The organism is Mesorhizobium zhangyense (assembly GCF_011045115.1).
Lineage (GTDB): Bacteria > Pseudomonadota > Alphaproteobacteria > Rhizobiales > Rhizobiaceae > Mesorhizobium_M > Mesorhizobium_M zhangyense.
On sequence record NZ_JAAKZG010000003.1, the window covers coordinates 614,687 to 638,780 of the forward strand.

The 24,094-nt window shown below is 63.0% G+C and carries 21 protein-coding genes; 13 read left to right on the top strand and 8 right to left on the bottom strand.

Features of this window, described 5'->3' with window-relative positions; translation table 11 throughout:
* Positions 1 to 259 precede the first annotated feature (259 nt).
* Positions 260 to 1,198 carry an alpha/beta hydrolase gene (locus G6N74_RS09865; protein WP_165116734.1) on the top strand — a complete coding sequence of 313 codons (939 nt, stop codon included), beginning with the start codon at positions 260 to 262 and terminating at the stop codon, positions 1,196 to 1,198.
* Positions 1,199 to 1,307: 109 nt separating this feature from the next.
* Positions 1,308 to 1,493, top strand: coding sequence for a DUF1059 domain-containing protein (locus G6N74_RS09870; protein WP_165116736.1), 186 nt, complete (start codon positions 1,308 to 1,310; stop codon positions 1,491 to 1,493).
* Positions 1,494 to 1,503: 10 nt separating this feature from the next.
* Here G6N74_RS09870 and G6N74_RS09875 read toward each other — a convergent pair whose 3' ends face one another.
* From G6N74_RS09875 to G6N74_RS09885, 3 genes are read right to left on the bottom strand one after another with little or no spacing between them, the layout of a single operon-like run.
* Positions 1,504 to 2,778, bottom strand: a complete 1,275-nt coding sequence (locus tag G6N74_RS09875; RefSeq protein WP_165116738.1) for a CCA tRNA nucleotidyltransferase — start codon at positions 2,776 to 2,778, stop codon at positions 1,504 to 1,506.
* Entirely contained in the window at positions 2,775 to 3,407 is a 633-nt protein-coding gene (locus tag G6N74_RS09880; protein ID WP_165116740.1) for an NUDIX hydrolase, read from the bottom strand. Before G6N74_RS09880 ends, G6N74_RS09875 begins: the two co-directional genes overlap by 4 nt.
* 3 nt (positions 3,408 to 3,410) lie before the next feature.
* A complete protein-coding gene (locus tag G6N74_RS09885; RefSeq protein ID WP_165116855.1) occupies positions 3,411 to 4,040 on the bottom strand; it encodes a DUF1285 domain-containing protein in 630 nt (209 codons plus the stop codon).
* A 138-nt stretch (positions 4,041 to 4,178) separates the two neighbouring features.
* On the opposite strand from G6N74_RS09885, the gene G6N74_RS09890 reads away from it, so the two are divergent.
* The 5 genes from G6N74_RS09890 to G6N74_RS09910 all read left to right on the top strand — a co-directional run bounded on the left by G6N74_RS09890 (position 4,179) and on the right by G6N74_RS09910 (position 11,830).
* Entirely contained in the window at positions 4,179 to 5,183 is a 1,005-nt protein-coding gene (locus G6N74_RS09890; protein ID WP_165116742.1) for an AAA family ATPase, read from the top strand.
* Positions 5,183 to 6,100 carry a DUF58 domain-containing protein gene (locus tag G6N74_RS09895; protein ID WP_165116744.1) on the top strand — a complete coding sequence of 306 codons (918 nt, stop codon included), beginning with the start codon at positions 5,183 to 5,185 and terminating at the stop codon, positions 6,098 to 6,100. Before G6N74_RS09890 ends, G6N74_RS09895 begins: the two co-directional genes overlap by 1 nt.
* A complete protein-coding gene (locus G6N74_RS09900) occupies positions 6,097 to 8,916 on the top strand; it encodes a DUF4159 domain-containing protein (RefSeq protein ID WP_165116746.1) in 2,820 nt (939 codons plus the stop codon). Before G6N74_RS09895 ends, G6N74_RS09900 begins: the two co-directional genes overlap by 4 nt.
* Position 8,917: 1 nt before the next feature.
* The gene (locus G6N74_RS09905) at positions 8,918 to 10,984 is read left to right on the top strand and encodes a hypothetical protein (protein ID WP_165116748.1); all 2,067 of its coding nucleotides are present in this window, start codon (positions 8,918 to 8,920) and stop codon (positions 10,982 to 10,984) included.
* 186 nt (positions 10,985 to 11,170) lie between these two features.
* Complete coding sequence (locus G6N74_RS09910; protein ID WP_165116750.1) at positions 11,171 to 11,830, top strand: peroxiredoxin; 660 nt, start codon at positions 11,171 to 11,173, stop codon at positions 11,828 to 11,830.
* A gap of 222 nt (positions 11,831 to 12,052) precedes the next feature.
* Here G6N74_RS09910 and clpS read toward each other — a convergent pair whose 3' ends face one another.
* From clpS to G6N74_RS09935, 5 genes are all read right to left on the bottom strand, one after another.
* Positions 12,053 to 12,358 carry an ATP-dependent Clp protease adapter ClpS gene (clpS, locus tag G6N74_RS09915; protein WP_165116752.1) on the bottom strand — a complete coding sequence of 102 codons (306 nt, stop codon included), beginning with the start codon at positions 12,356 to 12,358 and terminating at the stop codon, positions 12,053 to 12,055.
* 89 nt (positions 12,359 to 12,447) lie between these two features.
* Positions 12,448 to 13,632 (bottom strand): choline ABC transporter ATP-binding protein, encoded by a 1,185-nt coding sequence (choV, locus tag G6N74_RS09920; RefSeq protein WP_165116754.1) that lies wholly within the window; start codon positions 13,630 to 13,632, stop codon positions 12,448 to 12,450.
* A complete protein-coding gene (gene choW, locus G6N74_RS09925; protein ID WP_165116756.1) occupies positions 13,629 to 14,483 on the bottom strand; it encodes a choline ABC transporter permease subunit in 855 nt (284 codons plus the stop codon). The genes choV and choW overlap by 4 nt, the downstream gene beginning before the upstream one ends.
* 108 nt (positions 14,484 to 14,591) lie before the next feature.
* On the bottom strand, positions 14,592 to 15,524 hold the full coding sequence (locus G6N74_RS09930; RefSeq protein ID WP_165116758.1) for a choline ABC transporter substrate-binding protein: 933 nt from the start codon (positions 15,522 to 15,524) through the stop codon (positions 14,592 to 14,594).
* 161 nt (positions 15,525 to 15,685) lie between these two features.
* Entirely contained in the window at positions 15,686 to 16,027 is a 342-nt protein-coding gene (locus G6N74_RS09935) for a hypothetical protein (protein ID WP_165116760.1), read from the bottom strand.
* A gap of 164 nt (positions 16,028 to 16,191) precedes the next feature.
* On the opposite strand from G6N74_RS09935, the gene G6N74_RS09940 reads away from it, so the two are divergent.
* The 6 genes from G6N74_RS09940 (at position 16,192) to G6N74_RS09965 (ending at position 23,766) form a co-directional block, all read left to right on the top strand.
* Entirely contained in the window at positions 16,192 to 17,280 is a 1,089-nt protein-coding gene (locus G6N74_RS09940; RefSeq protein ID WP_165116762.1) for a coiled-coil domain-containing protein, read from the top strand.
* Between the two features lie 15 nt (positions 17,281 to 17,295).
* Entirely contained in the window at positions 17,296 to 18,441 is a 1,146-nt protein-coding gene (locus G6N74_RS09945) for a hypothetical protein (RefSeq protein WP_165116764.1), read from the top strand.
* A 221-nt stretch (positions 18,442 to 18,662) separates the two neighbouring features.
* Positions 18,663 to 20,573, top strand: coding sequence for an AAA family ATPase (locus tag G6N74_RS09950; RefSeq protein WP_165116766.1), 1,911 nt, complete (start codon positions 18,663 to 18,665; stop codon positions 20,571 to 20,573).
* A gap of 129 nt (positions 20,574 to 20,702) precedes the next feature.
* A complete protein-coding gene (locus G6N74_RS09955) occupies positions 20,703 to 21,116 on the top strand; it encodes an endonuclease domain-containing protein (RefSeq protein WP_165116768.1) in 414 nt (137 codons plus the stop codon).
* A 118-nt stretch (positions 21,117 to 21,234) separates the two neighbouring features.
* A complete protein-coding gene (locus G6N74_RS09960) occupies positions 21,235 to 22,527 on the top strand; it encodes a DUF6638 family protein (protein ID WP_165116770.1) in 1,293 nt (430 codons plus the stop codon).
* Positions 22,528 to 22,575: 48 nt separating this feature from the next.
* Positions 22,576 to 23,766, top strand: a complete 1,191-nt coding sequence (locus G6N74_RS09965) for a DUF2333 family protein (protein WP_165116772.1) — start codon at positions 22,576 to 22,578, stop codon at positions 23,764 to 23,766.
* Positions 23,767 to 24,094: the final 328 nt, after the last annotated feature.

The following is a 24,094-nucleotide window of genomic DNA, read 5'->3' on the forward strand; positions in this document are numbered from 1 at the left end:
TGGTGACAAGAGGAAGCATTACGATTAGGACTTGGATGAAAGCTGACGCGAGCGCGAAAACGCGCCGCGCCGGCTAAGAATGACACATGAAATGCGGTGGGTTGGGCCTCCCGCGAAACGCGCTAAACCACGGTCGGCAGCCGGAATCCGGTTTCCGGAAAGATCGTGGCGAAACAAGACGATAGAGCACGATCCGGAATCTCTTGCGATGGATCAGGCTCTAGAATTTTAGTTAACTTTTAGCTGACAGTGTCCGTCCATGATCAAGCAGTCTCTCCTCGGCGCGATGGCGCTTACTCTTGTCCTCGGTTTTGCTGGCACAGCCGGCGCGCGCGATCTATCTGATTGCGAGCGCAACGGTTCGCAGGCAAAAATGGCGGCTTCCAACAGCAGCAAGGAAACACCAAAACCCGCAAGTGCTGCTGCCGCGCGCTGCCCCGACCTGTCGATCGATACGCCCGTGAAAAGCCTTAAAGCCGAGCCAGTCAAGGCCATGATCGAACAGGATTCGCCCGCTCCTGAATTCAACGTTGCCGTTCCGCCGGCGGCAGCCTCGTCGTCCATCATCCGCGCGAAAGACTTCACCGTCCTCGTCAAGCGGCCGGAAAAGGCCACTGCAGAAACGCTGGTGCTTCTCCACGGCTCGGGCGGCGACGAGACGACGATGATGGCCCTCGCCTCCCGCATCGCCCCGCGCTCGGTGCTGATGGGTGTGCGCGGCCGCGTCGTGCAGGACGGCAGCAAGCGCTGGTATGCGCGCCTGACGCCGACCAAATTCGACCAGCGCGACATCCGCTCCGAGGCAAACGCCTTTGCCGGCTTCCTGCAGGACGCCGTCAAAAAGAAGATACTCGATCTCGATCACACCACCTTCGTCGGCTATTCCAACGGCGCCAATCTGCTGGCAGCCCTGACCCTGCTTCACCCCGGCCTCGTCGAGCGCGCCGTGCTGCTGCGACCAATGTCGGTGCTGGAAAAAATCCCGGCGGTCGATCTTTCCAGCGTCCGCTATCTCGTCGTCGCTGGTCAGGCCGACGTGACCTATTCGCCCTTCGCTTCCGGCCTCGAAGCGATGCTGAAGGATCACGGCGCACGCATCGACGCCCACATGATCAAGGCCGACCATGGCCTCGGCGACGAAGACGCCAAGCTCGTCAGCGACTGGCTGGCCCGCTCGAATGCCGTTTCGTTGAACTGAAACAAGCCTCGATCAGAATGAGTTGATCCAGGCTCGCAGACGCAACTTATTGCTCCATTCCGTGTTATCATCCTGTCCGCCACCAAGAGCGAGGATAGGAGGAAAACCGATGAAGGAATTTCAATGCGGATCGCTTGTTCCCGGCTGCGACTGGCATACGAAGCATGAGGAAGAAGCTGAAGTGATGCGCCGCGCGGTCGAGCATATGCGCGAAACCCACGGCGAAACGATCATCCGCGAAACCATGATCGAAGCTATCCGCTCGCGGGTCGAAAAGGTTCGCGACGCGGCCTGATTGGAATCCGCTAACTTATTGTTTTCAAACTATCGGCGGCGCGCTCAACCAGCGCGTCGCGATCGAGCGCAAAGCCGGAATCGACCCATGCGGTTTCCAGTGCGCGCAGCGTGTCGCCCATCTTCGGCCCTTGCGTGGCACCCAAAGCGGTCAAATCCGCGCCCTTGACCGGAAAGACCGGCCTTTCCCACTTTTCCGCAAAAGCAAGCAGGCGCGAGAACCCGCCGGCTTCCATCAGCGCCTTGTCGTCCTCGACCGCACGGGCGCGCGCCGAAGCCAGCGCCAACCGCAGGCGGTCGACAAAGCCTTTCGGCTCGCCGCGATAGAGCATCTTTGCAAAAGCGCCCTCAGCCCAGGTCGATACCGGCGCGGGCATGCCCGCCCATTGCAACAGGCGTTCGCTCTCGGCCTTCGAAAATTTCAGCCGCTCGGCCAGCCCGGCCATGCGCGCGGCATCCGGCAGCACGATGGCCGCAAGCCGCAGCAACGGATCGGGCTCCCAGCCGAGATCGCGCTCGGTCTTCACCAGCCCGTGAATCGCGTCGATGCCCCATTTCTCACTTTCGGGCAGGATGCGCGTCAGCACACCGGCCTGCCGCATCCACAAAAGCGCGCGCGACGGGTCAGGCGCTGACAGGAGCTTCTTCAACTCGGCCCAGACCCGCTCGGCCGAAAGCTGGTCGAGCCCGTCCTTCAGCCGCGCGCTCGCCTTCACACCCTCGGCATCCGGCCGGCCCGAGCCGTACCAGGCGAAGAAACGATAAAACCGCAGGATGCGCAGATAGTCTTCGCGAATGCGCGCCTCCGCATCGCCGATGAAACGCAAGGTGCGGCTTTCAAGGTCGGCCAGTCCGCCGACCAGATCGATCACCGAACCGTCGGCTTCGGCGTAAAGCGCATTGATGGTGAAGTCGCGCCGTTCGGCGTCGCTCTTCCAGTCACGGCCGAACTGCACCTTGGCGCGGCGTCCGTCGGTCTCCACGTCGGCGCGCAGCGTCGTCACCTCGAACGGCTTGCCGCCGGCAATCACGGTGATCGTGCCATGCTCGGCCCCGGTCGGCACGGCCTTGAAGCCGGCGGCCTCGGCACGCCGCGTCGTCAGTTCAGGCACATTGGTCGTTGCGATGTCGATATCGGAAACGGGTTCGCCAAGCAGTGCGTTGCGCACAGCCCCGCCTGCGATGCGCGCTTCTTCGCCTTCCGCGGAAAGGGCCTCGAGAAGCCGCTGAAGATTAGCGTCCGCAAGCCATTCGGCGCGGCCGGCGATCGACGCCTTGTCGCTCATGCATAGAGCCTTTCATAAAGCGTGCGGATGATGCCGGCTGTGACGCCCCAGATGCGCTGGCCGCCATAAGGCATGTCGTAATAGACCCATTCCTTGTCATCCCACACACGGCTGCCCTGATGGTGGTTGGCAGGGTCCATCAGGAACCGCAGCGGCACTTCGAAGGCCGTATCCACTTCATGCGGATTGATCGTCAGATGAAAACCCGGTCGCACGACGGCGAGCACCGGCGCGATGCGATAGCCGCTGCCGGCGACATAGTCAGGCATGCGGCCAACGATCTCGATATAATCCTCGCCAAGCCCGATCTCCTCCACCGTCTCGCGAAGTGCCGCAAACTCCGGCGTCGGATCGGTCGGATCGATGCGGCCTCCGGGAAACGCCACCTGCCCCGAGTGATTGCGCAGTTTCTCGGTGCGCTTGGTCAGGATGACGCTTGCCTCATCGCCATGATCGACCACGGGGATCAGCACCGCCGCATCGCGCAGATTGTCGCGGCGGATCAGATGGCCAAGGCCCGGATTGAAGCGATGGTCGCCATAATCCTCGTCCAGAACAGGCTCGCGCTCCTGCTCCACCCGCCTGCGAAAATCGAGTGCCGAAAAATGCGTTGCGACTGCGTTGTCCATGGCTCAGGCGCTCAACCGCCGAAGTTTCTCGGCCGGCATGATCGGATAGACCTCGCCGCCGGAGCGCACCGCAAACATCAGCTCGCCGCCGATCTCGATTTCCTCGCCATGCTCGACCAGTTCATACATCACCGGCCGCGCCACCAGCGCCTCCAGCCTTCCGCGCACCAGCACATAGGGTTTTAGCCCGCCGGTCTCGTCCTCGTCGACGAAGCGCATCGAATGTTCCGGCCCTGCCTCGACGACATCGCCGACATTGGTGCGGAAGGTGATGACCTGCTCGTCACCCTTGCCCGAGACATTCATCTCGACGGCCACGAACGGCGCATCGACCACCCTGATGCCGACCTTTTCCACCGGCGTGACCAGATAGGTCTTGCCGTCCGCATCCTTGCGCAGCACCGTCGAGAACAGCTGCACTAGCGGCATGCGCCCGATCGGCGTGCCGAGATAGAACCACGTTCCGTCCGGCCGGATCTCCATGTCGAGATCGCCGCAGAAGTCGGGATTCCAGCGTTCGACCGGCGGCAGACCCTTGCCTGCACGGGCCGCACGTGAGATCAGCGCCGACAGTCCGGCGGTGTCTCCGGCCTCGGTCAGACTCTGTTCACGATGCTCTTCGACTTTGGTCATGGTCACGAAATAGTCACTGTTGTTCCGCTTGTCAGCCTAGATGAGTGATTTAAGTTCATTCAATAGCACCATAGGCGTGCGAATCGCGGCACTGGACGTTGCCGGCCGACGTTCCAGACAAACGAGGATCGAAGCGGCATGAGCATAATCGTCAAGGACCCATCGATCGGCGAAAAGGAAATGGTGGCGCAGGCCGAGACGGCTCTGGCCGACATTTCCAAGGTCCGCGACGGCGTCGGCAAGGTCATTTTCGGCCAGGAAAGCGTCGTCGAGCGCACGCTCGTCGCCCTTCTGGCCGGCGGCCACGCGCTTCTCGTCGGCGTTCCCGGCCTTGCCAAGACCAAGCTGGTCGAGACGCTGGGCATCGTGCTCGGCATGGATGCGCGCCGCGTCCAGTTCACGCCGGACCTGATGCCGTCCGACATTCTCGGCTCCGAGGTGATGGAGCAGGACGAAGCGGGAAAACGCTCCTTCCGCTTCATTCCCGGCCCGATCTTCGCGCAATTGCTGATGGCCGACGAAATCAACCGTGCCTCGCCGCGCACCCAGTCGGCGCTGCTGCAGTCGATGCAGGAATACCACGTCACAATCGCCGGCGCGCGCCACGACCTGCCCGCCCCCTTCCACGTTCTGGCGACCCAGAACCCGCTGGAGCAGGAAGGCACCTATCCCCTGCCGGAAGCCCAGCTCGACCGCTTCCTGATGCAGATCGACATTCTCTACCCGGACATCGAAGCAGAGCGCCGCATCCTCCTCGAAACCACAGGTGTCGAGGACGCAAAGGCGGCGAACGTGCTGACGCCGGCGCGGCTTCAGGAAATCCAGCAACTCATCCGCCGCATGCCGGTGCCCGAGAGCGTAGTCGAAGCGATCCTCGATCTCGTCCGCTCCGCCCGTCCGGGTCAGGGCAATGCCGAGACCGACAAGCATGTCGCCTGGGGCCCCGGCCCCCGCGCCAGCCAGGCGCTGACGCTCTGCGCCCGTGCCCGCGCGCTCTATGAAGGACGCCTTGCCCCCTCCATCGACGACGTCAAGGCATTGGCCGAACCCGTATTGCAGCACCGCATGGCGCTGACATTCGCCGCCCGCGCCGAAGGCATGAGCGTGCGCGATGTCGTCGCCCGGCTGGTGAAAGGGGTCTGATGGCACGCATCGGCGAGGCCTCCTCCCCGGTCGGCACGCGAGACGCCCTTGCCCGTGCAAGGATGCGCGCTTCGCTTGTGCCCGACCTGCTGATCGAGGCCCGCCGCGTCGTCAACACCGTCATCGGCGGCTGGCATGGCCGGCGCAAGCGCGGCATCGGCGAGAATTTCTGGCAGTTCCGCCCCTATGTCGACGGCGAGTCGCAATCCGCAATCGACTGGCGGCGTTCGGCACGCGACGACCACACCTATGTCCGCGACCGCGAATGGGAAGCAGCCCACACCGTCTGGCTTTGGGCCGACCCCTCGGCTTCCATGCTCTACAAATCGACCACAGCCAGCGTTTCCAAGGAATCGCGCGCATTGGTGATCACGCTGGCGCTGGCCGAACTCCTGTCGCGCAGCGGCGAGCGCATCGCATGGCCCGGCCTCACCGATCCATTCACGGCCCGCAACGGCGCCGAGCGCATTGCTGCGCACCTGTCCCACGCACCGGGCCTGCCCGCAAGGCCGGACCTCACCGCCATCCGCCGCTTTTCCGACATCGTTATCGCCAGCGACTTTCTTGATCCGGTCGAGGAAACCCAGGAATGGCTCGATGTGCTCGCCCGTCACGGCGTGCGCGCGCATCTGATCGAGATCGCTGACCCGGCCGAAGAGAGCTTTCCCTATGCCGGCCGCACCGAATTCACCGATCCCGAAACCGGCGACAAGCTGACCGCCGGCCGCGCCGAAATGCTGAGCGAGGACTATCAGCGCCTCTATTCGGCCCGCCGCCATGAGCTGGCCGCCTGGTGCAAGCGTCTCGGCTGGAGCTACACCGTCAACCACACCGACCGCCTCGCCTCCGACGCGCTGGTGCGCATCCACATGGCCCTGACCGCCGATGGCGGCTACGCCTCCGGGGTCCGCGCATGAGCTGGCTCCCGCTTTCCTTCGGTTTTCCGGCCATCCTCTGGGGCCTGCTGGCGTTGCCCGTCATCTGGTGGCTGCTGCGGCTGACACCGCCGAAACCGCAGACGGAAGTGTTTCCGCCGCTGAAGATTCTCGCCCGCGTCCTGAAACGCGAGGAAACCCCGCAAAAAAGTCCATGGTGGCTGACGCTGCTGCGCCTGCTGATGGCCGCAATTGTCGTTATGGCGCTGGCCGAGCCGGTGTTCAATCCGCGCGAAAAGCTGCCGACCAACGGCAGCGCGCTGGCGCTGGTCATCGATAATGACTGGGCAAGCGCTCCCGATTGGGACCGCCGCGTCGCCACCGCCGAGCGCCTGATCGGCGACGCCAATTCGACCGGCGTGCCGGTACTGCTCGCCTTCACCGCCGAAAAGCCGAACGCCGAGATCGGCCCCTTCGACGCCGAAGCCGCCCGCGACAAGCTGCGCGCCACCAAGCCGCGTCCGGTTCCCACCGACCGCCCGGCCGTCTATGCGCGGGTCGCTGCAGCACTTGAAGCGCTGCCCGGCGCCAGCGTCGCGATCCTTGCCGACGGGCTCGCTGCGCAGGGCGATGAAGCCGCCTTCAACACGCTGCTCGGCAAGAACCCCGCCGATGTCGTCTGGATCGTCCCGGACCGTCTCAACACGGTCGGGCTGAAGGCTGCCGAAAACCAGCTCGAAGGTTTTGCGCTGACCGCAATCCGTCCGCCCAGCGATGCCGGCCCGCGTCAGGTCACCGCCGGAGCCTTCGACGACAAGGGTCGCCGCATCGCCGATGCCGCGCTAACATTCGGCGCGGGCGAAACGACGGCAACCGGCCAGATGCAGGTGCCGTTCGAACTGCGCAACGATTTCGCAGCCATCGCCATCGACGGCGAAAACCAGGCAGGCGCCGTGCGCGTGCTGGATGAAAGCTCCAAGCGCCGCCGCGTCGGCCTGCTCTCCCAGTCCGAGGCCGATCAGGCCCAGCCACTGCTGTCGCCGCTCTACTACATCCGCCGCGCGCTTGAGCCTTTCGCCGATCTGGTCGAGCCGCGCAGCCCCGACCTTGCCGACGCCATCCCGCAGCTTCTCGACCAGAAGCCGGCGATGATCGTCATGGCCGATGTCGGCACCATCCCCGAAGCCGCGCGCCAGAAACTGATCGAATGGGTCGACAATGGCGGCACGCTGGTTCGCTTCGCCGGTTCTCGCCTCGCGGCAGCCGGCAATGACGAGGAGCTTCTGCCCGTGCGCCTGCGCCTCGGCGAACGTTCGCTCGGCGGCGCGCTGTCCTGGACCGAGCCGCAGGTCGTGGCCGAGTTTCCCGCCGGCCCGTTTGCCGACCTGACCCCGCCTTCCGAGGTCACCGTCAGCCGTCAGGTGCTGGCCGAACCCACTGCCGATATCGTCGAGCGCACCTGGGCAAGCCTTGCCGACGGCACGCCGCTGGTCACCGGGGCGAAACGCGAAAAAGGCACCATCGTGCTGTTCCACATCACGCCGGAAGCGACGTGGTCCAACCTGCCGATCTCGGGCAGCTTCGTCGAGATGCTGCGCCGTCTCGTCCAGCTTTCACGCAATCAGGGTTCCGCTGCCGCAAATGCCGAAGGCCAGATTGCCTCGCTCGCCCCTTACCGCATGATCGCCGCCAATGGCGCGCTCGTGCCGCCGACGCCTGACGCACGGCCGCTCACCGTCGGCCAAGGCCCTGCCTCGGTCACCATCGAAAACCCGCCCGGCCTCTATGGCAGCGAGGAAGGCGTTGTTGCCCACAACCTTCTGGGCTCGGACGCGAGTTTCACACCGCTCGTCCGCCCGCAGGTCGCAGCGCCGATCACCGAAATGCGCTATGCTTTCGACGAATCCCGGGATCTGAAAGGTCCGCTCGTGGCTGCTGCCCTGCTTTTGATGCTTCTCGACACGCTGGCCGTGTTCTGGATGGGCGGCATGTTCAACCGCCGCCGCAAGGCAGCACGCGCGGCAAGCTCTGCCGCCGTGATCCTGCTTGCCGCAGGCGTCATGTTCACGCTGTCCTCGCACGCGATGGCGCAGGACGCCAAGCCGGGCGATGCAGAGGCCATCGAAGCGGTCGCGACCACCCGCCTCGCCTATGTGCTGACCGGCGACGCCTCCATCGACGCCATCAGCCGCGCCGGCCTCGACGGCCTGTCGCGCTTCCTCATCGACAAGACCGCGCTCGAGCCCGGCAAGCCGGCTGGCGTCGACATTTCGAAGGACGAGCTTTCCTTCTATCCGATCATCTACTGGCCGATCGACCCGAACGCCGCCATGCCGACCGAGCAGGCCATCGCCCGCATCGACGCCTATATGCAGCAGGGCGGCACGGTGCTGTTCGACACGCGCGACCAGTATTCGACCGGCATCGACGCCGGCTCCGCCAGCCCCGCGACCGAGCGGCTGCGCGACATCCTCGGCAATCTCAACGTGCCGCCGCTGGAGCCGGTGCCGGCCGACCACGTCCTGACCAAGTCCTTCTTCATCCTTCCGGATTTCCCCGGCCGCTTCAACGGCAGCCCCCTCTGGGTCGAGGCCTCGGCCGAAGCAACCAATCCCGAGCATCGCCCCGTGCGCACCGGCGACGGTGTCACGCCGATCATGATCACCGCCAATGATTTTGCCGGCGCATGGGCCATCGACGCCAGTGGCGAGCCGATGCTGCCCACCGTTCCCGCCGACCCCATGCAGCGCATCTATGCCTACCGCGCCGGCGTCAACATCGTCATGTACATGCTGACCGGCAACTACAAATCCGATCAGGTCCACGTGCCGGTGCTGCTCGAAAGGCTGGGGCAGTAGCGTGAACAACTGGTCCCTCTCCTTCGAACCCCTGCTCGGATGGCCGCTCGTCGCCGCCATCATCGTGCCGCTGGCGCTTTTGGCCGTTCTCGGCCTGTGGTTCCGGCAGCGTGGCGGCTGGCTGCGGCTTGCAGCACTTGCCGCGTTGGCGGCTGCGCTCATCAATCCGGTGCTGCTCGACGAGGACCGCGAGCCCCTGCAAAGCGTGGTCGCGCTGATCGTCGACCGCAGCCAAAGCCAGGACATCGGCAACCGCACTGCCGAGACCGATCAGGCCGTGACCACGCTGCAGGAACGGCTTGCCCGCTTCAAGCAGTTCGAAGTGCGCGTGGTCGAGGCCGGCAAGGCCGATGCCGCCGACGAGCGCACGCAGACGCGGCTGTTCTCGGCCCTCGACGGTGCTTTCCGTGACGTCCCGCCCTCCCGCATCGGCGGCGCCATCATGGTAACCGACGGGCAAGTGCATGACGTGCCCGCCGCACCCAATTTCCACGCGCCGCTCCACGCTTTGATCACCGGCGAGGAAAACGAGCGCGACCGGCGCATCCGCTTTGAAAAGGCGCCGCGCTTCGGCATCGTCGGCAAGCCGCTGGCCATGACCTACCGCGTGCTGGACACCGGCGGTGCAACTGGCGAAGTCGATGTCCGCGTTTCGGTCAACGGCCAGCAGGTCTCGGTCGAGCGCGCGACGATCGGCCAGGAAATGCCGGTCGACATCACCATTCCGACTGCCGGCCGCAACATCGTCGAGCTTCAGATCGACCGCGTCGACGGCGAACTGACCGACACCAACAATCGCGCCATCGCGCTGGTCGACGGCATCCGCGAAAACCTGCGCGTGCTGCTGGTTTCGGGCGAGCCGCATGCCGGCGAGCGCACATGGCGCAACCTGCTCAAGTCGGACGCCTCGGTCGATCTCGTCCACTTCACCATTCTGCGGCCGCCGGAAAAGCAGGATGGCACGCCGATCAACGAATTGTCGCTCATCGCCTTCCCGACGCGTGAACTCTTCGTCGACAAGATCAACGATTTCGACCTGATCATCTTCGACCGCTACCAGCACCGCGACGTGCTGCCGATCCTCTATTACGACTACATCGCCGAATATGTCGAAAAGGGCGGCGCGCTGCTGATCGCCGCCGGTCCCGAATATGCCGGCGACCAGTCGATTGCGCGCACGCCGCTGATGTCGGCCCTGCCGGCCATGCCCAGCGGCGAGGTCGTCGATCAGGCTTTCTATCCGCGCCTGACGGATGTCGGCAAACGCCATCCTGTCACGCGCGGGCTCGAAGGCTCCGGCACCGAGCCGCCGAAATGGAGCCGCTGGTTCCGCCTTATCGGCATCGACCGGCCCGAGGGCGAAGTGGTGATGAAGGGCCCGGACGATCGCCCGCTGCTGCTGCTCGACCGCAAGGGCGAAGGCCGCGTCGGCATGTTCCTGTCCGATCAGGGCTGGCTGTGGGCGCGCGGCTTCGAGGGCGGCGGCCCACATGTCTCGCTCTATCGCCGCATCGCCCACTGGCTGATGAAGGAACCGGAACTCGAGGAAGAACGCCTGACCGCCAATGGCCGCGGCATGACGCTGGACGTGCGCCGCCAGACCATGAGCGACGATCCCGGTGCGGCCCAGGTCATCACCCCTTCGGGCAAGGCAATGACGGTGCCGCTCTCACAGTCCGAGCCCGGCATCTTCGCCGGCAGCGTCGAAACCAACGAGATCGGCCTCTATCAGGTCGCCAATGGCGATCTCACGGCACTTGCCCATATCGGCCCGATCAACGCACCGGAATTCGCCGACGTCATCTCGACGGAAAACATCGTGCGCCCAGCGATCGAGGCGAGCGGCGGCAGCGTGCGGCGGCTGGCGGGTCTCACCGGCATCAGCGTGCCGAGCGTCGTGCCGGTACGCGGCACGGCGGAAGCCTCCGGCCGCGACTGGATCGGCCTGCGCACCACCAATGACAGCGTGCTGAAATCGGTCAGCCGCGTGCCAATGTTTGGCGGCTTCTTTGGCCTCGGCCTGCTGCTCCTGGCGCTCGGCTCCATGTGGTATCGCGAGGGGCGGTAACGCTCACCTTGAAGGGGTAAGGCGTAAGCTCTCCCCCAATAGGAGTATGTTTTTCCTCCAAAGGTCGAAAATCCGCCTTGGTCGTTCTCCCAAAGACCTGATAGAGCCCGTTTCGGCCTCCAAAATCGCGCGGATTGCGCTATCGTGGGCGGCCAACCAACAGTGACGAACCAAGAGGAGCGAGCCATGGGCCTGCGCATCAACGAAACCGCCCCCGATTTCACCGCCGAGACCACCCAAGGCACGGTCAAGTTCCACGACTGGATCGGCGACGGCTGGGCCGTGCTGTTCTCGCATCCGAAGAATTTCACGCCCGTCTGCACGACGGAGCTCGGCACCATGGCCGGCCTCGAAGGCGAATTCCGCAAGCGCGGCGTCAAAATCATCGGCATCTCGGTCGATCCGGTCGAAAGCCACGCCAAGTGGAAGGACGACATCAAGACCGCGACCGGCTTCAGCGTCGACTACCCGCTGATCGGCGACAATAACCTCAAGATCGCCAAGCTCTACGACATGCTGCCGGAAGGCGCAGGCGACAGCTCCGAAGGCCGCACGCCCGCCGACAACGCCACGGTGCGCTCGGTCTACGTCATCGGCCCGGACAAGAAGATCAAGCTGATCCTCACCTACCCGATGACCACCGGCCGCAACTTCAACGAGATCCTGCGCGCCATCGATTCCATCCAGCTCACTGCCAAGCATCAAGTGGCGACGCCGGCCAACTGGCAGCAGGGCGAAGACGTTATCATCACCGCCGCCGTCTCCAACGAAGACGCCATCAAGCGCTTCGGCGCCTTCGAAACCATCCTGCCCTATCTGCGCAAGACCAAGCAGCCGGCTGGGTGAGATCAAGGGCTCGGCGTTCCCCTCCCCCTTGAGGGGAGGGTGGCCCGTAGGGCCGGGTGGGGTCGCCGCGGCAGTGCTCGACGTTCTTTTTACGCCACACTCGGCATGAACCGACCCCCTCTGTCGCTTCGCGACATCTCCCCCTCAAGGGGGGAGAAAACGCTGGCGCACTCCGCCGTCGCCCCTCATCATGAGGTGCGAGCGTAGCGAGACTCGAAGGGCTCACTCCTCCGGCTCGGTCGTAAACATCAGCGGATAACCCGCCGCCTTGCCAGCATCCGTCGCCCGCGTCGCCTTTGTCTCGGCCACATCCTTCGTAAACACCGCCACCACGCAAACACCGCGCTGATGCGCAGTGATCATCACGCGATGCGCCTGATCCTCGCTCATGCGGAATTCGGCCTTCAGCACCCGCACGACGAATTCACGCGGCGTGAAATCATCATTGATCAGGATGACCTTGTGCAGCTTCGGCCGCTCGGTCTTCGGCTTCGTTTTGGTGCGGGGAATGGTGATTGTGTCGGTCATCGGACGCGCGGATGATGGATGCGACGATCGCCAAGTTTCGCACAAACGGGCCGGATGGTCCATTCAGTTATCCGCGAGCGGCTTCAGCCCTACCGCCTCAGCACCGCGCTCAACACATCCCTGATACCGATCGCGCCGACAAACCGCGACTGCTCGTCGAACAGAGCCACCGGTGAAGTCTGGCTGCGGTGCATGGCGAGCATGACGGTTTTCAACGAAGTGCCGGGCTTTGCCCAGAACACCTGCGGCGCATCGTCGGGCAGGTTTTCGATGTCGTCGCACGACACCCACACCGCCGGCTGACCGTTTCGTTCGGCAGCCGCCACCATGCCGTCCTTGTCGATCTTGAAGCGCGTCGTCTGACGCCGGTCGAGCCAGAGCCAGCCGCCCCGGCCCGCCGATTCCAGATCGCGCCGGTCGCGCATGACGTTCCATGCGGTCAGCACCGACAGCGGGTTCACATTCGAGATGAACTCGCGGACATAGTCGTTCGCCGGGCGCAGCACGATGTCTTCCGGCGCGCCGGTCTGGACGATGCGCCCGCCCTCCATGATGGTGATGTGGCTGCCGATCTTCAGCGCCTCTTCCAGATCGTGGCTGACGAAGATGATTGTCTTCTTCAGCTTTTCCTGAAGCTGCAGAAGCTCGTCCTGCAGCTTGGTGCGGATCAGCGGGTCGAGCGCGGAAAACGGCTCGTCCATGAGCAGGATCGGCGCTTCGGTGGCAAAAGCACGCGCCAGGCCGACGCGCTGCTGCATGCCGCCCGAAAGCTCATGGGCGTATTTCTTCGCCCATGGCGTCAGGTTGACCAGCTCGAGCTGCTTGCCGACCTTCTGCTTGCGCTCCGCCTCCGGCATGCCGGCAAGCTCCAGCCCGAGGCCGACATTTTCCTCCACGGTGCGCCACGGCAGCAGGCCGAATTGCTGGAACACCATGGCCACCTGCTTCTGGCGCAGGCGGCGCAAGGTCGCCTCGTCGCAGGTCACGACATCGACGGTCTTGTCGCCATCCTTGACCAGCACTTGGCCCCGGGAGACGACGTTGAGCCGGTTGACGGCGCGCAGCAGCGTCGACTTGCCCGAGCCCGACAGGCCCATCAGCACCGAAATCTCGCCCTCGTGAACGGTGAGATTGGCCCCGGCGCAGCCCAGCACATTGCCGGTCTTTTCCAGGATTTCCGAACGGCTGGCACCCTTGTCGACCATGGCCAGCGCATCGGCCGTGTCGGGGCCGAAGATGATGTCGACATTCTTGAAGTCTACGGCGACGTTCATTTCTTGCCTCCGACGCCGATGCGCGTCATGCGGTCGAGTACGATGGCGAGCACGACGATTGCGAGACCCGCCTCAAGACCGAGGTCGATCCTGCGCGAGCCGAGTGCGCGGTTGATTTCGGTGCCGAGCCCGCCGGCGCCGATGAGGGCTGCGAACACCACCATCGACAGCGACAGCATGATGCACTGGGTCAGTCCGGCCATGATTGTCGGCAGGGCCGCCGGCAGTTCCACCTTCCACAGCAGTTGCCGCTTGGTCGCCCCGAAGGCTTCGCCGGCCTCGACGATCGCGGTCGGCACCGAGACGACACCCAGATGCGTGAGCCGCACGGCGGTCGGGATGACGAAGATGATGGTGACGATGAGACCCGGCGCATTGCCGAGGCCAAACAGGGTCAGCACCGGGATCAGGTAGACGAAGGTCGGCAGCGTCTGCATCAGGTCCAGCACCGGCAGCATGATGCGGTAGACCTTCGGCTTGTGCGCGGCCCAGATGCCGAGCGGCACGCCGATGGCCATCGAGGCAGCGGCAGCGGCCACCACCAGCACCAGCGTCTGCACGGTCTGCTTCCACAGGCCCTGATTGATGATGAACAGCAGCCCGAGTGCGACGCCGATCGCCAGCGGCCGCGAGCGCTGCAGGAAATAGGCGATACCCGCGATGATCAGAACCAGCAGCACCGGCGGCACCATCAGCAAACCATCGACGATGCCGTTGAGAAGGAAGTTGAGGCCGTTCGAAAAGCCGCGGAAGATCGCGTCGAAATTGTCGGTGAGGAAGGTGAAGAACGCCTTGCCCCAGGCACCGATCGGTATCTTGTAGCTGGCCAGGAATTGCGAAACCGGATCCATTGCGTCCCTCTCCCGCCGTCTCGACGGTCATGTGCTTTGGAACAAAACGGCGCAGCCGGCTTTCCGACGGCTGCGCCCTTGCATCACTTCATGCCTTTGCAGGCTGTTTCAGCTGCCAAGCGCGGTCTTCACCGCAGCGGCCGCGTCGCCGCCGTCGAAGGTGGTTACGCCGGCAATCCAGGGCGTCACGGCGTCCGGGTTCTTCTTCAGCCAGTCGGTCGCGACCGTGTTGGCATCGCTGCCCTTCAGGATCGCATCCATCATCTCGCCTTCCATGTCCAGGTTGAACTTGAGGTTGGCGATGAACTTGCCGGCATTCGGGCACTCGGTCAGGTAACCCTTGCGCACATTGGTGCTGACGGTGGCGGCACCAAAGCCCGAATCGCCCATGCCGTCGAGATAGGTGATCTTCATGGCGCCCATGACCGGATGCGGCGTCCAGCCGAGGAAAGCGATCCACTCGTTGTTCTTCATCGACTGTTCGGCCTGAGTAAGCATGCCGGCTTCGGACGATTCGACCAGCTCGAAACCTTCGAGATTGTCGGCCGGGTTCTTGATCATGTCGAGGATGATTCGGTTGCCGTCATTGCCGGCCTCGATGCCGTAGATCTTGCCGTCGAACTTGTCCTTGAACTTGCCGAGGTCGGTCAGCGTCTTGACGCCGGCTTCCGCGACATAGCTCGGCACGACGATGCCGTAGCCCGCGCCGGTCAGGTTTTCGCTGACGGTCTCGACCGAGCCGTCGGCGGTGTATTCCTTGATGTCGCTGGTCATCGACGGCATCCAATTGCCGAGGAAGACGTCGAGATCCTTGTTCTTCAGCGACGCATAGGTCACCGGCACCGAAAGCTGGATAACCTGCGGCTCATAGCCGAGCGCGGTCAGCAGCACGGAAGCGACGCCCGTGGTCGCCTGGATGTCGGTCCAGCCGACATCGGAGAGCCGCACGGTCTTGCAGCTTTCAGGATCGGCAGCGTATGCGACACCGGACGCCAAAAATGCCACCAGGCCAACGCCGGCGGCGAGTGCTTTCATATTCATGGAATTCTCCCATTGTGATTCTTGTGCGGCAGTAGCTACGATTTCTTGCCGTTCGTATCCTTAAGCCAAACACCATTTTGGTGTGGTTTCAAGCGGTAAGGCGGGGCGAGCCGCGCCGCTCACTTATCTGTGCGCGACACGGCAACCCTCCTAAATCTTATTCATGTGTTCTGCTTCGGGTTCTTGGCGAGATAATCGGCAATCAATTGTTCGTCCATAACGCCGCGGAAAGCCGGAGCAATAGACCGGACTTGACTCACCATATCCCAATCAAGCGGTCTTTCTTTTGGCGAGGACCACTTGCAATTATCTTTCTCGATCCAGTGCTGCCGTCGCTGCTCGTGAGCCTCATCGTCATATCCGAACTCAGCGCCGCAGCATCCGCATATAATGTAGGACGGATCCTTGCCGTTGGCTCCCCAAGGCATGTCCGGGTAATGATCCAGGCCACATACGCGACATTGGTATCGAGACCGATCATCGGCTTTTCCAGTTTCCCTCATCACAACAATCCCGATCATCCGACAGCGTAACCGACATCACACAAAGACATTTCAGACAAGCTCGACGGAAGAAATCCTTGAAGCACTTCGACTTTCCTGTCTTTCAATCGATACGGCCCAACCCTATATTGGCCCGACCTGAGCAGGCCACCCGGAGGGACAATATGGCGACCTTGCAGAATTTCGACGCCGAGATTGCGAAGACCAAACAGGTCGTCGATGACATGCGCACCAAGATCGACCAGTCCAGCACCGTGCTGGAAAAGCTCGCCACCTCCGACCAGAAGATCGGTTCTGCCGATTTCGATATCGAGAACGCCCGCATCGAGGACGTGCTGAAGCAGCAGAAGGTGATGGAAGGCAACATTGCCGACCTCATCATCGGGCTGGAAGACGCCACCAACGTCTTCGGCACCGAGTTCGAGAGCATGAAGAACTACACCGGCTGGGAAAGCTTTGTCGGCATCTTTTCGGCCCAGAAAAAGCAGCGCATGCGCACCGACCGCGTCCGCAACATGTCGCTGGCCGGCAATCTCCAGGAGCTTCTGGCCAAATCCGACACCATCGTCGGCATCCTGAAGGCCCAGAAACAGGTTCTGGACGCCCGCTACAAGACCTCGGAAGCCAGCCTCGCCCAGGTGATCGAGCGCCGCAAGGTGACGATGACCAATCTCGAAACGACCCAGAAGCGCATCGAGGAACTGAACCCGCTGCTGCTCGACATCGAGAACAAGATCGCGGCCTCCACCAGCCAGAAGGAGCGCACCCAGCTTGAGGGCGACCGCTCGAAGCTGGCGACCGAATACAACGAAAAACAGGCCAAGGAGCAGGAGCTGCTGGCCGAGAGCCAGACGCTGGAACGCTACACCTCGATGTTCCAGACCTTCGTCGATTCGCTCAACAACCAGATCGCGGCGCAGAACACGCTGATCAACAAGCTGACCATCGACACCGAACAGCGCATCGTTCTCTACAAGGCGCTTGAGGACTCATTGAAGACCGCCGCGCAGCAGGATGTCGCCCACAAGATCAACACGCTGGGCAGCCAGGTCGACAACACCGCCGAGGAAACCATGGCCGGCATCGGCGCCGCCGCGCAGAAGCACATCGGCGACCTCCTCGAAATGCACGAGAAGAACATGGTCGCGACCTCGGACATCCAGCGCCGCAAGAAGCTCGCCGACGACGCCTTCGCCCGCCGCTTCGAGGAAGTGCTGAAAAAGCACAACGCCTCGGACTATGTGCGGACCTAGGCCCGGCATACCCGCATGAGCGCCGAAACCGACGCTGCAACCCGCTATTTCGATGCCATTCGCGCCGCCCTCAGCGGCCTCGAAATCTTCATGCGCGACGATCGCTCACCGCTCTACCGGCATGGCATCGTCGCGAAAGTCGTGGCCGAATACATAGCGCGGCTGGAGAAGTCGTTCTCCTGCTGGCGTAATCGCCTCGGCTTCATGGAGACCTTCAAGATCTCGCGCGCCGAAAGCGGCTTTCCGGTCTTCCAGAACGTGCTCGAACTGGAAAACGACCGCCGCACGGCCACCGAGCGCCTCGCCGCCATCCCCTCGCCCAAAGAACTGCGCGGCGAGATGGCCGACTTCATCCTGCGCCACAAGGCATTTCCGCAGGCCCTCCAGCGCTCCATGGCCGAGCGGCTCTATCTGGAAGATGTCGAGGACGGCGCTGTCTTCGGGCCGTTTCTTCTGGCCCAGACTGCCAAGGTCTCGGTCAATCCCAAGACCGGACGGCCCTATTACCTCGTCCATTGGGCGTCGTTCGACGGCAGCGCCAACCTGCCGCTTATCTACATGGCGACGGTGGAAGACTCTTCCGACGGCATGGTCAGGCAGCTTGTCACCAGCGACGGCAAGCTCAACGAAAAGGTGAAGATTCCGCTTCCCGTCGACGGCCTGCTCAACCCCGAGCTCGCCCACCGCTTCGACGATTTCACTGAGAAGAACTCCGCCTACACGCTGTCGCCGGCAACCATCGCCAACAATCTCGACAAGGATTTCGAGACACTGCACCCCAAGCAATTGCGGCGCGTCGTGCTCGGTCCGTTCTATTCGGCCGGCATCACCGAGCACAATTCGTCCGTTGCCGAAGTGCTTTCCAAGGTGCGCAAGCCGGAAAACGCCTGGCTGCTGACCTGGACCATCCAGGAGGTCTATTCGAAAGGCGAAAAGCCCGGCCGTCGCGGCCTATGGTCGAGCGAGAAGGCGACGCAGGAATTCTTCATCAACACCGACGACCTCGAAGCCGCCCGCCAGGGCGTCAGCGACTACGAGAAACACGCGCTGATCCCGCACGAAGCCTATCAGGCGCTCTATGCCGCCGGCGAGACGGAAAAGATTTTTGGCGGCTACAAGGTGCATATCCTGTCGAACGGACAGGTGATTTCAGATGTTTAGCGTGAACTTGTCGGAAGTTAGTGCAGCCCCTCACCCTTACCCTCTCCCCGTAAGAACGGGGAGAGGGGGGCGTCGGCGTTGCGGCCAATCTCCTTCCTACAATTTTTTTAGGGAGACGAACGAAGCTCCAACGTTGATGCCCCCCTCTCCCCGTTCTTACGGGGAGAGGGTAAGGGTGAGGGGCAGCGCCAACCTTCCGCAAAATAAGCGAGGCGCGTAGTATGGACACCGGCCTGACCACCATTCCCGAAGCCGATATCGAAAAGCACCGCGCCACCGCGCACAGCTTCATCACGCGCATCGTCGTGCTGGAGGATTCGTCCGGCCAGTCGGGCACCGCACTTGCCGGCACCAATCGCCGCTTCGTCTCGACCGTTTCCACCGGCTCCGTGCGCAAAACCCGTGAGATCGAGCTTGCCAAAACTGTCGGCGCGATCCGCCCCGACGATCAGCTCATGAGCATCTCGCAGCACACACTGCTTTATCGCGCGCGGCGCGGGCTTGCCATCGCGCTGGCCGTCGCAGACGTCTTCGCCCGCGGCGGCGACCTCGAAAGCCTGCAGGCGAAAAACGCCCGCGCGCCGCTGGAAGGCGACGAGGCCACGCATTTCAAGAAGCTGCTGACGGCCTCGGCCTATGTCTCGGCCTTCACGCTGGCCTCCTACCTGCTCCAGACCATCGATGCCGACGGCGAGGCCCCCAACGACATCGCCGAGCCGGACTTCCTGTTCGACACCGCGCAGGACGCACTGAAAGCGCTGATCGCCGGCCTCGACCGGGCCATTTCCGGCGCCAAGGACGACGCCGACCTGATGACGCGCGCCCGCGCCTTTGCCCGCACGGCGATCGATGGCCTGCTGACTCGAAAGGGCCGTTTCGACGGTCTCGGCACCTTCGAGAACGCGCATATCCGCATCGACGCCGACGATTTCACAATTGACGGCTTCGACGTTGCCCCGGGCAAGAAATCGAAGCCGCTGGTGATGACCTTCAAGAAGCCGGACGAGGTCGTCGGCAACCACATCGCCAAATACCAGTCGGTCAAGCTCGCCAAGATGCTGATGGCCTATGATTTCGACCGCGAGCTCAACCCCTTCGTCGAGCTCGGCGGCTTCCTCTTCACCTTCATCGGCGACGGCTCGCCCGGCACCGGCAAGACGACGCTGATCCAGATGATCGCCGGCCTGCTCCACGGCTATTGCCAGACCGCCGGCTACCAGTTCGTCTACGAGAATTTCGGTGTCGACCAGATCTCGTCCTATCAGGGCAAGTCCGGCCAGAACTGCAAGCAGTTCATCACCAACGTGCTGAACCCCCGCGCCATCGGCTTCGGCACGGTCGACGATATCGACCAGGTCGCCGCCAAGCGCTCCGACGACCGCGCCTCAGCCGGCCAGCAGGAAATCACCGGCGTGCTGATGGAAGCCTTTTCGGGTGCCTCCACCGTCATTCGCGGCAATTGCTCCTTCGGCATGTTTTCCAACTATCCCGAAAATGTCGACGACGCGCTGCGCCAGCGCGCCGGTGCCCGCTGGCTGGTCGACGGCCCGCAGAGCCGCGACGACTATATCGACATTTTCGTCCTTCTCGCCGGCAAGAACCACAAGATCCCCCTCGGTGAGCATGATCTCTACGCCGCACAGGAAATCCAGCGCGCCGTCGAAAACGCCTATGAAGGCTATTCCAAGCCGCATGAGGACGGGCTGGTAAAAGTCTACGACCGCTTCATGAAGGAGAACGGCGAGCCCAAGACCATGGCCGATGTCGGCACCTATCTGCACCAGATCAAGGAAGCCGAGCCCCGCTTCACCGGCCGCGCCGTCAAGAACGTCACCGACGCTATCAAGATGCGCGCAATGGACATCGAGCTTCCGGACGAGTGGTTCGAGAAGCCCGAAGCCTTCATGCACAAGAGCTACGACGACAAAAAAGCCATGATCGAGGAACTGCGCGGACCGTTCTCGATGGAGATGGTCATGCAGGAGATCAACCGCTACGCCGACTCCGAATTCCGCTACTCCGACCGGTCCGACGACGCCGCCGTCGAAAAAATGATCCGCGACACAAGACTGCGCGAGCGGGCAATCCGCGAGATCGAGGGACTAAAGGCGAAGGGGGCGTGGAATGGGTGAGGAATCTTTGCCCCTGCTCCGCCTGCCGGCACCTTCTCTTCGGATGCAGGGAGAAGGACTAAGCTCCAACGCTGACGCCCCCCTCTCCCCGTCATTCACGGGGAGAGGGTAAGGGTGAGGGGCCTCTTGATGCGCGGACCGGAGTCATCGCGAACCAACCGAGCACGATCCCTGCGCAAGGCAGACAATGATGCCGAACGCGCATTGTGGTCAGACCTGAAGGGTCGACAGGCGAACGGTGCCAAGTTTACGCGACAGCTTCCGATCGGACCATATTTCGCCGACTTTGCCTGCCGCGAAGGGCGGTTGGTGGTTGAACTCGATGGCAGCCAGCATCTAGACAACGAATATGATCGGCGACGCGATCAGTTCATGATTGCTGAAGGATGGTCCGTCTTGCGGTTCTGGAACACGGATGCACTGACTGAGCGAGATGCTGTGATTGACACGATCATAGCCGCCCTTGAGCGCCGGCTGGATCCCGTCGAGGCCCAGGATTTGCGATTTATAGCAGCATCGACCTACCGGGAGATCCTCTCTTGAGCCGTCTCGTTGCCCCTCACCCTTACCCTCTCCCCGTGAAGGACGGGGAGAGGGGGACGTCATCGTTTGCGATCTACCTCTCCCCGTCTTTGCAGGAAAAGAGTGAGGGACAATTCTAATGGACCTCCTCCGCGACAACGATCTCATCTATGGCCGCCTGCTGCCGGTCGAAGAGCCGCATCTCATCGAGCGCTACAACAAGGCGCTGAAGGCGTTCGGGCTGAAGCCGACGAAGCTGAAATCCTTCGAGATCGACCGCTCGGGCTTTTCCCCACAGATCGCCGAGGAACTAGATGACCGGCTCTATCTCGACCCCAACGAGGTCAACCGCCGTTTCATCATCCTCACCCCGGCACAGGCTGACCTGCCAGTCGTCCACACCGCCTTCTCCAACACCTCGCAGCTGCTCTACGAGTTCTTCACCAAGAACTCCCGCGCCATCGACGCGCTGACGATCAAGGACGTCATCTACGGCGAGATCGAGGATTCGGTATCCAAGGTCGAGGACATCGAAGACCTGCTGTCCATCAACCAGGTCGAGTTCCGCGTCCTGTCGGGCGAGGACGTGCTCGGCAAGGCGGCCGAACTCGGCACGCTGGTCGACAGGCTGAAGCAGGAGCCTGATGCATGGCGCGACAGCGCCATGCTGGAGCGCATGGTGGAGCTGGCCAAGGTCACCGGTGACATCCGCGAAAACGCGCTGGTGCCGGACCAGGTCATTTTCCGCCACAACGCCTATTGGACCAGCCATTTCGGCGGGCTCTACGTCTTTGTCGACCGCGACATGACGACCGTCATCAGCGACCCGTCGGCCCCCGGCTTCCGCCGCTCGCGGCCGTGGCAGGTTAGCTATCTCTCGATCGACGACGCCGACCGCGTCTTCCGTTTCCTCGCCTCGACGGGCCGCCTCGAACTGCCCCGTGCCTCATGGATAGAGGCGTCGAACTATCTCGAACACCGCGCCGAAATGGCGATCCTTTCGCTTATCCGCCAGTCCGAGCCCGAGCGCAGCCTCGCCAATGCCGACAAGGTCTGGCTCCAGACATGGATTCACGGCCATGCCGACCTGATCAACCGCGACGGCACTTTTCCCTTCCTCAACGCCGCCAAGCGCCAGATCGCGCAATTCGGCCAGCTCAAGCTCGATGACGTCGATCCGCTGCACCGTTTCCTGGTGGTGCGTGCCAAGCCGGACCACCCCGACGCCTGGCTGACCAACCGTCTGATCTCGGATTTCGTGCCGGCCGATTTCATCTCGCGCTATGTTTTCAACAAGCAGGGCTTCTACAAGGATTACGAGAGCTTCACCGCGCCATGGCGATCCCATGTTGTGGACCTGTTGAAAACCACATATCTGAAAGACAAGGATGCGTTTCGCGCGCGCCTTTACGGCCTGTCGGACAAGGCGTGATGCGGCGTCCGTTCGGCACCAGTGCTTCGCAGCTACGAGGGGGACCAGATGCTTGATCCGATCGTGAACTTCTTCACCTGGGTCTTCCAATGGATCGGCCGCGGCATCGGCCTGCTCATCGGCATCCTGTTGTGGCCCTTTATGTGGGCCGGCCGCTGGTATGGCAATCGCGGCCTCATTCTACGGGCCGTGCTCGGGCTGATCCTGGTTGGCTTCGTCTTCCTCTACGGCTATTTCTTCTACGTCACCCAGGTCTGGAACGGTTTTGATCCCGACTACCCGACCCGGATAGCGGCGACTTCCACCACCGCCAAGGCGACGAACGCCGTTGCCGGCGATCCGATTGCGGCGGATAGCACTGGTACCGCTCAGACCGAGCAGCCCGCGACAGGCGGCGCGAGCGGCACGACGACCGCGCAGACCACGCCTCAAACCTGCAAGCGTTCCGAGATTGCCGCCGTTTCGGCCGATCTCATCGACTTCAACGTCAACAGGAACGCGTGGATTTCCTCCATGCTTGCCTCGAAGATGGGCTTCTTCGGCGTGCCGTGGCGCAACACGCCCTTCTTCGACAACAAGGCCGCCTTCCAGCTCGGCATCAATCAGGTTCTGCGCCGCACCACGACGGAGCTGGTCGATGCTCTTGGCCGTGCACGCGGCACCTCGCGCATAGACCAGAACCTGCAGGACGCCCGCACCGCGCTCGCCTGGGACGAGGACGCCTGGTATGTCGGCCTGCGCGGCCCGACCCGCCCGACACCAAGCGTCTATCGCGAGGCGATCACAAAGCTTCGCACCTTCAATGGCAGCCTGGAGAAATGCGAGGCGACATTCGACGCGCGCGCCGATAATTTGCTCCAGTTTCTCGACCGCATTTCCGGCGACATCGGCTCCACTTCCGATATTCTGCGCAGCCAGCTCGAGGCCTCCGACGCGGGCTGGTTCGATCCGCGCGCCGACGACCGCTTCTGGTTCGCCTACGGCCAGCTCTACGCCTATTACGGGATGCTGCACGCGACCCGCACGGATTTCTCGGCGGTCATCCGCGAGCGCAACATCACCACGCTGTGGGACACCATGCAGACCCAGATGCGCGACGCGCTCAACATGCAGCCCTGGATCATCTCCAACGGCAACGAGTCCAGCTTCATCTTCCCGTCGCATCTGGCGACGATGGGCTTCAACCTGCTGCGCGCCCGCTCCCAGATCGTCGAAATCCGCCAGGTGCTCGACCGGTAATAGGTCGAGCGGGGAAATAGCTGGCAACCGGGAATGAGCATCGCGACGGCCTGAACCTTCGCGATTTCATCATTCGCCGACGACCGCTTCAGCCTGTCGCAATCCGTGTATTGCGCGGCTGTTTTGAGACGGCGCACCCCTTCCCTCTCGGGCTTCTATGCACGCGACAAAACGCCGGGCGACCAAGCCCCGGCAATCCAGATCAAACCCGAGGGAACAGTTCATGGCCGACGTAAAGAGCGACATCGAGATAGCGCGTGGTGCGAAGAAGAAGGTTATCCAGGAGATCGGCGGCAAGATCGGGATCCCGACGGAGCATCTTCTGCCT